The following is a 12,425-nucleotide window of genomic DNA, read 5'->3' as shown; positions in this document are numbered from 1 at the left end:
TTCTTTGTCGTAAAATAATATCTCATATTCTGTATTTTTTCAATAGATATCTAAAGGCAATCGTCCAATAAAGAGATTCCTTCGTAATTTTATTGATTTTCTTTCTTTTTTATACGATAATATTTGTGGCAGATATCTTTTTTACGACTCTGACCTTTAATTTAAGGAGATTGAAAGATGAAGAATTTAACGAAACAGGAGAAACACGAACAGTGTATCCGCGAAATTCGTGGAACATTAGTTGTTGTTGCCATCTGCTGTGCATGGCATATTTTAAGTGCATTTTTACTAAACGAAAGTGGTCTTTACTTTCTCGGTATGCCAGCATGGTTCAGTGTGTCAACGTTAGGTACGATCGTACTCTCTTTACTTGGGGTATGGTATTTGTTAAAGCATGTATTTATTGATTTTGAATATGATGATGAAGAGGAGGGAGAAGAATAATGTCTGCAGATCAGAAAGTCATTCTTGGTATTTTTGTTATTTACCTTGCTTTAAATGCGATTATCGGTATTGTATTCAGCAAACGGCAGGGAAGTAAACAGCATGTATCCTCTGAGAAAAAGTTTTTTATTGGCGGGAGAAATATGAATGGTCTTCTTTTAGCTATGACCACTATGGCAACTTACACTTCCGTCAGTTCTTTTATATCCGGTCCAGGTGCCGCAGGACTTACTTATGGATACGCACAGGCATGGATTGCTACAGTGCAGGTCCCGGTTACATTTTTAGTTTTAGGTGTGCTCGGTAATAAGCTGGCAATGGTCTCAAGAAGAACTGGTGCCGTTACCGTTGTCGGTTATCTGAAGGCACGTTATAAAAGTGATGCTTTAGTTATTATTACCAGTTTACTTATGGTCGCATTTTTTATGGCACAGATGATCGGACAGTTTACCGGCGGAGCGACTTTGATTTCTTCTATTACCGGGCTTGATCATGTCGTCTCTCTGTTGATTTTTGGCGCAGTCGTTATTATTTATACTTCTTTTGGCGGCTTCAGTGCCGTTGCTATCACAGATACGATTCAGGGAATTATTATGTGCATCGGTACGTTTTTGTTTATTTTCTTTGTATTAAAAGCAGGGGGAGGACTTGCCGGAATTGATGCAGGACTTGCGAAGAATCTTCCCGGTGTGTATGACGATCTTTTCTCTGTATATACTCCTGGTACTCTGCTTAGCTTCTGGGTTCTTGTCGGTTTTGGTACGCTCGGACTTCCGCAGACTGCTGTCCGCGCGATGGGCTTTAAGAACACGAAGAGCCTTCATTCCGCTATGTGGATCGGAGCAATCACCTGTAGTTTTATCATTGTCGGCATGCATATGGCCGGTACATGGGCAGGTGCATTAGTGGATACAAGTAATCTTCCAACCTCTGATTACTTTATCCCATACATTGTTCAAAAGATTATGCCAGTCGGTCTTGCTGGAACATTCCTTGCCGCTCCGATGGCTGCTGTAATGTCTACAGCCGACTCGCTTCTGATTCTTGCTTCCGCTGCGATCGTGAAAGATTTATGGCGTAACTATGTTGTAAAAGATGACCCGGTAAAGGTGGCTTCCTATAATAAAAATGTCGGAAAGTTAAGCACACTTGTTACTTTCGCCTTCGGCGTTATCGTTATTTTACTTACGATCAACCCGCCGGATATCATTTTCTTCCTGAATCTATTTGCCTTAGGCGGTCTGGAATGCAGCTTCTTCTGGCCTCTTATCGGCGGACTATTCTGGAAAAAAGGAACGAAACAGGCGGCTGTCAGCAGTTCGATCGGTGCCGCCGCCACCTATGTATTCTGCTATTATAATGTACATGTTGCCGGAATTAATGCTGTCGTATGGGGGCTTCTTGCCGGAGCAGTCCTGTACTTTGCAGTAGGAAAAGCAACCTGTAAAAATGGACTTGATCCAGACATTATTAAAAACTGTTTTTAAGATAGAAAAAAGAAACGACATTCTCTTAGATACTATATGACCATATCTAAAAGGTGCCGTTTCTTTTTTTATGCTTTGTCACAGCTAAAATAGCTGTTTGTGGAAAGATCAATCTTTACAAATATCTGCGTACTGTCCTTTCGTAATCTTTAACAGTTCATCTGGTTTACATTCAACCTGTGTTCCAATCTTTCCTCCACTTACCATAATCACAGGATTATTCTGTGCTGTTTCATGATATGTTGTAACAAACTGTTTTTTCATGCCAACCGGAGAGCAGCCGCCACGAATGTATCCTGTAATTTTATTAATATCTTTTACATGAATCATCTCGATAGATTTTGCTCCAACTGCTTTGGCAGCTTTTTTTAAGTCAAGTTCTTCCGCTACAGGAATAACAAACACAAAGTATTCCTTTTTATTACTTACAGTTACAAGTGTTTTAAAAACATAGTCAGGATTTTGTCCGGTAAGTTCTGCTACCGTCACGCCATTCACTGCTTCTTTCCCATGCGGATAATAATGTGCCTCATAATCTACCTTTTCTTTTTCAAGAATACGCATTACATTTGTTTTTACTTCTTTTTTCATTGTCCTAATTCATCTACTACTGAAAACTCATAAAAAGTTATAAACAGTAACTTGCTCCTTTCCTAACTAGATGTTCTTTTAACTAGATATTCTTTATTCGATGTTCTTTTATTTATATCATTTTACAATCCATTTAGAATTTATGAAAAAACAAAAAAGCCGCATTTATTATATGCCACTTTCTTGTCTTTGTCCATTTGCAAAAATATTCTAAGCGTTTAATTCCTTCTTGAATGTACGGATATATTCTTTTGCCACATCCAGATTATAACCGTTTTCTTCCATAAGTTCAATAAAATGTGTTCCGACAATGCAGCCATCAATCGTATCTTTTAATCCGGCTACATCCCCTGCGGTGCGGATTCCAAATCCCATCATGACAGGAATCTTTGATACCGTTTTTACATTTTCCAGATAGTTTCTTACGTTTTTATGGAAATGTGCCGCCTGTCCAGTTACGCCCATGGAAGATACGCAATATACATATCCTCTTGCATTTTCTAAGATCATAGGAATTCTATCTGCGGATACCGGTGCGACAAGCTGAATGAGGATTGGAGCATTTTCTGTGTGTTCAAGTGCCTCTGCCAGCTCAAACTGTTCCTCTTTTGGAAGATCGGGGATGATGAGACCATCTACGCCAGTTTCCGCACATTTCTTAGCAAATGCTTCCACCCCATAATAAAGAATTGTATTATAGTACATCATAAATACGATAGGTACTTCACAATCTTTTCTTACTTCCTCTACGGCAGCAAATACACCTTTTACGTTTGTTCCTTTACAGATGGAACGATAAGATGCATCCTGAATAACCGGACCATCTGCTGTTGGATCTGAAAACGGTATTCCAAGCTCGATAATATCAATCCCTGCCTCGTCCTGTGCTTTTATTAATGCTTTCGTTCCTTCCATATCCGGCAGACCGGCTGTCATATATGTTACAAATGCTTTTTCATGTTTTTGTTGTAATTCTTCCATTCTTTTTTCAATACGATTCATGTTTTCTGTCCTCCCTGTGAGAATACTATACTCTTGGAATCTTTTTGTCTCTATTTCTCTTTTCTATTTCTTTTTTCTATTCTTCTTTTCTATTTTTCTTTAAAATACTCTGCAATAGTATGTACATCTTTGTCTCCCCGCCCTGAAAGATTTACTACCATAATCTGGTCTTCATTCATTGTTTTTGCTTTTTTTAATGCATAAGCGATCGCATGTGCGCTCTCGATTGCTGGTATGATTCCTTCTTCACGACAAAGTTCTTTGAGTGCCTGCATTGCCTCATCATCTGTGATTGAAACATAAGTTGCTCTTTTGCTATCATGGAGATATGCATGTTCTGGTCCGACTCCCGGATAATCTAAGCCTGCGGAGATCGAACTTGCAATCTGAATATTTCCATCATCATCCTGGAGCAGATAAGAACGCATCCCATGAAGAACCCCTGCTTTTCCGGAAGCAAAGGCGCTAGCATGTTTTCCTGTCTCAATTCCAAAGCCTGCTGCTTCAACACCGATTAATTCTACGTCTTTTTCATCAATAAATTCTGCAAACATTCCGATGGAGTTTGAGCCACCGCCTACGCAGGCAAGGACACAATCCGGAAGTCTTCCTTCTTTTTCAAGAATCTGTTTTTTTGTCTCTACGCTGATAACCCTCTGGAATTCTTTTACCATCTGAGGATATGGATGCGGACCTACGGCTGAACCAATGATATAAAAAGTATCTTCTGCATTTTTTGCCCATGTACGGATTGCTTCATTTGTTGCATCTTTTAATGTGCGGCTTCCGCTCTTTACACATTCCACTTTTGTTCCAAGCATCTCCATACGGAACACATTTAATGCCTGACGTTCCATATCTTCTTCGCCCATGAATACCGTACACTCCATATCAAAAAGAGCTGCTCCGGTCGCTGTTGCCACACCATGCTGGCCAGCTCCTGTCTCTGCGATTACTTTTTTCTTACCCATACGCTTCGCTAAAAGAATCTGACCAATTACATTGTTAATTTTGTGGGCGCCGGTATGGTTTAAATCTTCACGTTTTAAATAAATCTTTGTACCATACTTTTTCGAAAGCTTTTCTGCAAAGTAAAGTGGCGTTTCTCTGCCTACATATTCCTTTAAATAATAATGATATTCTTTAATAAATTCAGGGTCATTAATCGCCTCATTATATGCTGACTCTAATTCTTTTAAAACATTCATCAGAGATTCTGCTACATATTGTCCACCGTATTCACCATATTTCTTATTCTGCATAATAAAGTCCTTTCTTTTACTGCGGCATGAGCCTTTGTCACGCCGCCTTTTCCGGTCAATATTCCTGTTTTATCTTTTATTGACCATGTACTATTGTTATTATTGTTTTTACTTTTTCCGGATCCTTTCCAAAAAAAGCTCCATCTTTACTTACTTTTTCTACTGCGGAACTTAAATCGATCACATCCGGGGCAACTTCAGAAATGGCCCGTTTTACATTGTTTTCATCGATTCCTCCCGCAAGGAAAATCACTGTTTTTTGTTTTTGTCTGATATGATCAAGCAGTTTCCAGTCAAATGTCTCCCCACTTCCTGGATTCTTGCTGTCAAATACATACCCTTTGATTTTATCTTTTATTTCATATTTTTCTAACTTTTCCAGATTGGAAATATTAAATGCTCTTAAAATCGGAAGCGTACACTGTTCATAGACTTCTTTGGTCATAGTTCCATGAATTTGAATGTAATCAAATCTAGCTTCTTCAATCTGCAGTAGTTGTTCTATTGTCGGTGAGACAACGACTGCTACTGTTTTTATTCGTTTATCTGCTTTTGCAAGCAGATCTTTTGCCTGTTTTATCGAAATGTTTCGTTTACTTTTCGGAAAAAATAAAACAAACCCAATATAATCCGGCAAATACTTGTTCACTGCTTTAATATCTTCCTCACAAGTCATTCCACATATTTTAATTTTTGTCATATAAAGCCTTCCAATCTGCCGCCAGCTCTTTTGGATGTTCCGATAACATAAAGGCGCCTCCGATCAACAGGGCATCCACTTTGCACTCTTTTAAAAATGCGATATGTTCCTTTGTTGTCACACCACTTTCTGAAACAAATACTGTTCCTTCCGGAACCATCGTACGAAGTCTTTTTGTATTTTCAAGAGAAATCGTAAAATCCTTTAAATTCCTGTTATTTACACCAATAATCTTTGGATGGATTTTTAATGCCCGTTCCATTTCCTCTTCATCGTGTGTTTCTACTAACACATCCATACCAAGTTCAGCCGCAAGCTTATAATATTCTTTCATTTGATCATCCGAAAGAATTGCCGCAATCAAAAGGATACAATCCGCTCCGATTACCTTTGCCTCATAAATCTGGTATGGGTCAATGATGAAATCCTTTCGTATCATCGGAAGTGGTGAAATCTTTCTGATTTCTTTGAAATATTCTATATTTCCAAGAAAATGGTCTTCTTCTGTCAGACAGGAAATGGCATCTACTGACTCATTATATTCATCAATTCTGTCGGTAAGCTCCATCGTCATCTCTATCTTTCCCATACTTGGAGAAGCCTTTTTAAACTCTCCGATAATAGATAGTCCCGGCTTTGCCAGCGCTTCATAAAAAGAAATACTTTTTCTTTCACAGGAAAGTGCAAGCTCTTTCATTTTTTCTTCACTGATGCGGTTTTTATGCTCTTTTAATTTCTTTTTCTTATCTTCTACAATTACATCTAAAATCATCGCTTTTATGTCACCTCTTTTTTGTCATAAATCCTTATCATAATTTCAAAAAATTCTCTATCATCTTTTTGCCATGATCGGTATAAATAGATTCCGGATGAAACTGAATTCCAATTAACGGATATTCTTTATGCTGCATCGCCATAATTTCTCCATCTTCTGTTCTTGCCAATATTTCAAAAACATCCGGCAGTGTCTTTTCATCTACCGCAAGAGAATGATATCTTGCCACATACACCGGACTTGGAATCCCTTCAAAAATTCCCCTTCCATCTTGTGTGATCAAAGACTGTTTTCCATGCATCAGTTCCTTTGCATGAACAATTTCAGCTCCAAATGCTGCTCCGATGCTCTGGTGTCCCAGGCAGATACCAAGAATCGGCTTTTTCTGATAAAAATGTTTTACGACATCTATGCATATTCCTGCTTCTTTCGGACTTTTCGGTCCCGGTGAAAGAACGATTCTATCCGGATTTAACTGTTCTATTTCTTCTATCGTCATCTTATCATTTCGAACAACCTTAATGTCTTTTTCAAAGATTCCCATATACTGATATAAGTTGTAAGTAAAAGAATCATAATTATCAATCAGCAATATCATAAATTTTCCTCCCGAACTAATACCTTGGCAAGCGCCCTTACTTTGTTGCAGCATTCGTTATATTCACTTTCCGGATCACTATCTGCTACAATACCTGCTCCTGCCTGAATATAAACCTTATCCCCTTTTTTAATCATCGTTCGTATCGTAATACAGAAATCCATATCGCCGTTAAAATCAATATAACCGATCGCTCCACCGTAAAGTCCTCTTCTTACGGATTCCAGTTCATCAATAATCTCCATCGCCCTTACCTTCGGCGCTCCACTTAAAGTTCCTGCCGGAAGGAAGGCATTTACAAGATCAAGCGGATGAAACTCCCCTTTTTTTCTTCCCTCTACCAGCGAAACAATGTGCATTACATGCGAATATCGTTGAATATGCATGAAATCTCTTACCTTTACCGTTCCAAACTCTGCGATGCGCCCCATATCATTTCTTGCAAGGTCAACAAGCATCACATGCTCCGCTTTCTCCTTTGGATCTTTCATCAATCCATCCGCAAGCAGCTGATCTTCTTCCTCATTTTTTCCACGAGGTCTTGTTCCCGCAATCGGACAGGTCAATACCTTATTATCCTTCTGCTTAACAATCATCTCTGGAGAACTTCCGATAATCTCAAACTGTTCAAAATTAAAATAATACATATACGGAGAAGGATTGATCTCTCTTAATTCTTTATACAGATCAAAACCTTTCTGTTTCGTCTCAATCGTCCATCTCTGGGAAAGTACCGTCTGGAATACATGTCCATCTATAATATACTGTTTAATCTTATTTACTTTTTCACTATATTCTTCTAAAGTATCCGACTGCTTTATAATCTTTCCATCCGGCAAAAACTCTGACTTCTCATCTTTCCGGATATCCTCAAATGCTTCCTTCACCATTTCTTCACAGCGTAACATTGCTTTCTTCCTGCTTCTGTATCATCCTCCACAACAACCGCTGTCATTGTTTCTGCGAAATGGTCAATAGATAAAAACTCTGTAACAAGCATCAATGAAATCGTACTAATTCCAATCTCATCCGGATTCTTATCCGGCAGCTCCTCCTTATACCTTACAAAATCATAGCCAAGACCACCGACAAGACCGCCTGTAAACGCAAGCTGTTCATCATCCTTATGGATTTCAAAATCACTGTAATACTCTTTTAAAAGATCCACCGGATTCCCGTTAAGTTCTTTTGTTATGCCATCTGCCCTTGCAATAAGCAGCCCGTTTTCTTTACTTGTAATGACCTCTTCCGGGTCCTTGCCTATAAAAACATACCGCCCGTTATTTTTATCGTAACTCTCAAGAAGAAATCCTCTTCTCTTCCCTACAAAACTTCCATAAATCTGTACTGCTGTCTCATCAATAAGACTGACTGTTTTACTGTATGCCCTTCTTATACGCTTCATATGTACTCCCTTCTTTCTGTAGGCGATAAAATAGTATAAAAAAATCCCTGACGTTCATAAAAAACGTCAGGGACGAAATATTCCGCGGTGCCACCCTTAATTAATCACTTAAAATCATTCTTAAAAAATCATTTCCTGCCATCCACTCTGCCTAAGATGTGCCAGACAACATATACAAAGATTCTTCCAGATAATTCTATGTTATTCTCTCTAAATCCGATACGGACAAAAGCTCTCTTATAACTCCCATCGATATCCTACCCCTGTAACGCGAGGACGCGGCATCAGCTACTGTTACTTTCACCTTGCATCTCCCAAATCCATTCCCTCTTCCCTCACATATCGGCTTCCACCTGACCCGACTCTCTGGTATGCTGTGGATAAAAGGTACTACTTTTGTTCAACGATTTTCCTACAGTCTTAATATGGTTTACAGTATAGCAACTTTTACGCTTTATGTCAATAAATTATTTTAAATTAGTGAGGAGGTGGGAATAAATAGACGAAGTCCCGAAACCTCTAATATGTAAAAATGCTTCGTATCACTGCACTCTTAATGCTCGTCCGCATTAAGAGCTTGCTCTAAGGCGCATTTTTACATATTAGGAGCTTCGAGACTTCTGTTCTTTCTAAGTCTTAACTTACAATTTTTTCTCTGCTTCTGTGTATTCTACTCCCACAAATTAGTGATGGAGAATCAGGAAATGCGAATGAGAGTACTATACTTTTGCTATTATACTATACTTTCATAAAATCGTAATCCTCTGAAAAATCCTCAAATCTCTCGACATAAAATTCTGATTTCTTTCCAACAGCCAAAAAACAGCTCTCTTAGGAGCGTCTACCTTGCCTGCGGCAAACCAGAATTCCCTATTCTCTTATTGTAGTTAAAAGTGCATCACACACACCTTCTACGCTATATTCTCCGCTTCCGGCGGTAAGAAAAATACTGTCTCCCTTTTTATAGGATACACACTCACCATTACTGGTAATTTCTCCTTCGCCGTCAAGTACAAGAATGCTTAAGAAGGATTTTTCCGAAACAGTTCCCTCCATTTTGTTAAAGGTTTTACCATCGAGGTTAAGCTTATCTACTGTAAAATAATCACAGTCTGCGATATGTGGATAATGGCTTCCATCCTTTTTCGCCGGTGCACGATTCGTTACGTCCAAAGCTTTCTCGATGTGGAGTTCTCTCTTCTTTCCGTCCTTTCCAACTCTTCCGTAATCATATACACGATACGTTACGTTAGAGTTCTGCTGAATTTCTGCAATAATAAGTCCCTTACCGATTGCATGAATGGTTCCGGCTTCGATAAAGAATACATCTCCTTTATGGACCGGTACTTTATTCAACACTTCAAGAAGAGTGTCTTCTTCAATTCTTTTTGCAAATTCGTCTTTGCTGATTTCTTTTTTAAATCCATGATAGAGATAAGCACCTTCTTCTGCATCCACTACATACCACATTTCAGTTTTGCCATATTGCCCTTCATTTTTTAAGGCATACTCGTTATCTGGATGTACCTGGATTGAAAGGTTATCCTGTGCATCAATGAATTTTGTTAAAATTGGAAAGTCCTCAAAACGCTCGCAGTTTGTTCCAAGTACTTTCTTTCCATGTTCCTCAATATACTGTCTTAATGTCTTTCCGGCATCTTCGCCATTTGCAACAAAGCTTGGACCATCTGGATGACAGGATAATTCCCACGTTTCTGCGAGTCTGTCACCTGTCATTTCTTTTCCGTAGTTATCTACAAGTTTATGTCCACCCCAAATGTAATCTTTTCCGCTTGGTTTTAATTTTAAAATTGCCATCTTCGTTCTCCTTTTAGCAAAAAGTACTTTTAAGTTTTCTGAATCGTTTCAATCAGAATCATTATAATACTTCCATCATAAAATGTTAAGGTCAAAAGGTATTTTGTCCCTAACTTGATGTCACTGATATTTACTTTTTAAAAGCTCTTTTTAACACGTCAAAAAAGCTTAAGGAGCGAACCATATGGTCAGATGGAACATAATTTCTTACCGCACGAAGAAGTTCTTTTGGTTTCTTTGCTGCAAAGGTAAAGGTTCCGCTTTTTTTTGTCTGAATGGCGAAGCGAGGAATATATTTGCCCTTAAACATAACAGATGCTATGACATAATCAACCTCTTCCCATGGAATCTGGATATAGTCATTCATCTTTTTTTCGTTATAATATTCGAAACCTCTGTCGCCAATCATAATTTTTCCGTAATTATTCATTCCGTGAAAGGAAGTGGCATCCATAACCAGATCCACTTTAGTATTGAGTGATTGTGCCATTATGCATCCTCCTTTGTATACATAACATAGCAAGGGCTGTGCAAAAATATCGGAAATATTTTTGTCACAGCCCCCTTTGTATTGTTTATTCCGCTTTAATTAAACTTAAATTACAGAATACCTACTACATGTCCTAAAATACCTACTACAAACAATGCAAGGATGATTACGATCGGAGATACTTTCTTCTTAAGTAACCACATACATAACAGTGTCAGTAATAATGGCATAAGACCTGGGATTAAGGAATTTAAGTTGTCCTGTAATGTTGTAACCTTTGTAGGATCTAAAGCCATTCCGGAAGCATACTGGGAAAGTGCTGTCTTAATACCTTCTGCTCCTGCTGGAAGGCTCTTCCAGTCAATGTAAGCACCCTCACTTAATGTTACTTTTGATACAACTGGAGTAAAGTTGATACTTACCCATCGTTCAATCAACGAACCGAGTACGAACATACCAAGAATAGATGCAATCTTTGTTACTTTCTGTAAAAGTCCTCCAGAAAGGTCTTCAGAAATCTTGCTACCAGCCTGGTAACCAAATTCCTGTGTATACCACATGAATGCCCAACGGATCACGTTCCATAATACGAAGAATAAGATTGGTCCTAAGATGCTTCCGCCCATGGCAAGAGATGCACCTAACGCACCAAGCATTGGACGAGCAGTAAACCAGAATACTGGATCACCAACACCGGCTAAAGGTCCCATCATACCTACTTTTACACCCTGAATAGCTGCGTCATCTACCTGCGCACCGTTTGCTTTTTCTTCTTCTAAGGCAAGTGTTACACCAAGTACAGGAGAAGCTACATATGGATGTGTGTTGAAGAACTCAAGGTGTCTCTTTAAAGCTGCCTTCTGATCTTCTTTGTTTGTGTACAGTTTCTTAATCGCCGGAATCATGGCGAAACACCATCCACCGTTCTGCATACGTTCATAGTTCCATGAACCCTGAAGGAAAGTAGAGCGGAGTGCAACAGATCGACGATCTTTTTTTGATAAAGTAATTTTTTCTTCTGCCATTTCTATACCCTCCTTACTTCTTAATAGTCATTTAAAATGTCATCGAGTGGATCACCAACGTTTCCGCCACCGTTTCCATTTCCACCATTTTCAGATAAGTTGATGTAAATGAATGCGATTGCAAGAGCGATTGCACCAAGTGCGATCAGTGTAAGGTCTGAAATAGCTGCCAGACAGAAACCGATTGCGAAGAATGGCCAAACTTCTTTTGTTGCGATCATGTTGATAACCATTGCATAACCAACGGCTACTACCATACCACCACCGATGGACATACCATCTGTTAACCATGCTGGCATAGACTGTAAGAAGTTCTGTACTGTTTCAGTAGGGATTGCAAGAAGACATGCTGCAGGGATTGCAATACGAAGTCCCTGTAAACAGATGGCAATGATGTGCCATAATTCAATACCCTTGAAGTTTGCTTTTTCAGCTTCAGCGTCCATACGGTGAACACATGCTACAGAAAGAGTACGAACAACCATTGTTAAGAATAAACCTGCTACAGCAAGAGGGATAGCTACAGCGATCGCTGTACTTACACCTTTAACTCCCTGTCCACCAAGAACAAGAATAATAGCAGATGCAACAGATGCTAAAGCTGCATCCGGTGCTACAGCAGCTCCGATGTTAGCCCATCCAAGAGCGATCATCTGAAGACTACCACCAAGAACAATACCTGCCTCAAGATTGCCTGTTACCAGACCAATCAATGTACATGCTACCAAAGGCTGATGGAACTGGAATTCATCAACAACACCTTCGATACCAGCGAGAAAGGCAACTATAACAACTAAGATCATTGAAATAATTGACATGACGTTTCCT

General features: G+C 39.0%; 14 protein-coding genes and 1 other annotated feature. Of the genes, 2 read left to right on the top strand and 12 right to left on the bottom strand.

All coding sequences use genetic code 11. From position 1 onward, the window contains the following. Positions 1–177 precede the first annotated feature (177 nt). Both EHLA_RS04990 and panF read left to right on the top strand, forming a co-directional pair. On the top strand, positions 178–444 hold the full coding sequence (locus EHLA_RS04990) for a YhdT family protein (protein ID WP_096239540.1): 267 nt from the start codon (positions 178–180) through the stop codon (positions 442–444). Next, complete coding sequence (gene panF, locus EHLA_RS04985; RefSeq protein WP_096239539.1) at positions 444–1,931, top strand: sodium/pantothenate symporter; 1,488 nt, start codon at positions 444–446, stop codon at positions 1,929–1,931. The genes EHLA_RS04990 and panF overlap by 1 nt, the downstream gene beginning before the upstream one ends. Before the next feature lie 108 nt (positions 1,932–2,039). Here panF and ybaK read toward each other — a convergent pair whose 3' ends face one another. The 12 genes from ybaK to EHLA_RS04930 all read right to left on the bottom strand — a co-directional run bounded on the left by ybaK (position 2,040) and on the right by EHLA_RS04930 (position 12,415). After that, a complete protein-coding gene (gene ybaK, locus EHLA_RS04980; RefSeq protein ID WP_096239538.1) occupies positions 2,040–2,522 on the bottom strand; it encodes a Cys-tRNA(Pro) deacylase in 483 nt (160 codons plus the stop codon). A gap of 210 nt (positions 2,523–2,732) precedes the next feature. Continuing rightward, the gene (gene trpA / locus EHLA_RS04975; RefSeq protein WP_096239537.1) at positions 2,733–3,524 is read right to left on the bottom strand and encodes a tryptophan synthase subunit alpha; all 792 of its coding nucleotides are present in this window, start codon (positions 3,522–3,524) and stop codon (positions 2,733–2,735) included. Positions 3,525–3,613: 89 nt separating this feature from the next. Then, a complete protein-coding gene (gene trpB / locus EHLA_RS04970; protein WP_096239536.1) occupies positions 3,614–4,786 on the bottom strand; it encodes a tryptophan synthase subunit beta in 1,173 nt (390 codons plus the stop codon). 76 nt (positions 4,787–4,862) lie between these two features. Then, a complete protein-coding gene (locus EHLA_RS04965) occupies positions 4,863–5,486 on the bottom strand; it encodes a phosphoribosylanthranilate isomerase (RefSeq protein WP_096239535.1) in 624 nt (207 codons plus the stop codon). Next, positions 5,473–6,258 (bottom strand): indole-3-glycerol phosphate synthase TrpC, encoded by a 786-nt coding sequence (trpC, locus tag EHLA_RS04960; RefSeq protein WP_096239534.1) that lies wholly within the window; start codon positions 6,256–6,258, stop codon positions 5,473–5,475. The genes EHLA_RS04965 and trpC overlap by 14 nt, the downstream gene beginning before the upstream one ends. A 37-nt stretch (positions 6,259–6,295) precedes the next feature. Beyond that, the gene (locus EHLA_RS04955) at positions 6,296–6,859 is read right to left on the bottom strand and encodes an anthranilate synthase component II (protein WP_096239533.1); all 564 of its coding nucleotides are present in this window, start codon (positions 6,857–6,859) and stop codon (positions 6,296–6,298) included. Continuing rightward, entirely contained in the window at positions 6,856–7,767 is a 912-nt protein-coding gene (locus EHLA_RS16570) for an anthranilate synthase component I family protein (protein WP_330399885.1), read from the bottom strand. Before EHLA_RS16570 ends, EHLA_RS04955 begins: the two co-directional genes overlap by 4 nt. Then, the gene (locus EHLA_RS16565) at positions 7,743–8,264 is read right to left on the bottom strand and encodes a hypothetical protein (protein ID WP_242970672.1); all 522 of its coding nucleotides are present in this window, start codon (positions 8,262–8,264) and stop codon (positions 7,743–7,745) included. The genes EHLA_RS16570 and EHLA_RS16565 overlap by 25 nt, the downstream gene beginning before the upstream one ends. A gap of 65 nt (positions 8,265–8,329) precedes the next feature. Further along, positions 8,330–8,677 (bottom strand) — a binding site (T-box leader). 457 nt (positions 8,678–9,134) lie between these two features. Then, positions 9,135–10,082 carry a type I phosphomannose isomerase catalytic subunit gene (locus EHLA_RS04945; RefSeq protein WP_096239532.1) on the bottom strand — a complete coding sequence of 316 codons (948 nt, stop codon included), beginning with the start codon at positions 10,080–10,082 and terminating at the stop codon, positions 9,135–9,137. A 130-nt stretch (positions 10,083–10,212) separates the two neighbouring features. Further along, entirely contained in the window at positions 10,213–10,572 is a 360-nt protein-coding gene (locus EHLA_RS04940) for a DUF956 family protein (protein ID WP_005348155.1), read from the bottom strand. A gap of 110 nt (positions 10,573–10,682) precedes the next feature. After that, entirely contained in the window at positions 10,683–11,597 is a 915-nt protein-coding gene (locus tag EHLA_RS04935; RefSeq protein ID WP_096239531.1) for a PTS system mannose/fructose/sorbose family transporter subunit IID, read from the bottom strand. A 20-nt stretch (positions 11,598–11,617) separates the two neighbouring features. Next, complete coding sequence (locus EHLA_RS04930) at positions 11,618–12,415, bottom strand: PTS mannose/fructose/sorbose transporter subunit IIC (RefSeq protein ID WP_021907161.1); 798 nt, start codon at positions 12,413–12,415, stop codon at positions 11,618–11,620. Positions 12,416–12,425: the final 10 nt, after the last annotated feature.

Source organism: Anaerobutyricum hallii (assembly GCF_900209925.1).
Lineage (GTDB): Bacteria > Bacillota > Clostridia > Lachnospirales > Lachnospiraceae > Anaerobutyricum > Anaerobutyricum soehngenii.
Note: the sequence above shows the minus strand (reverse complement) of the source record. Positions and strands in the feature narration are given on the sequence as shown.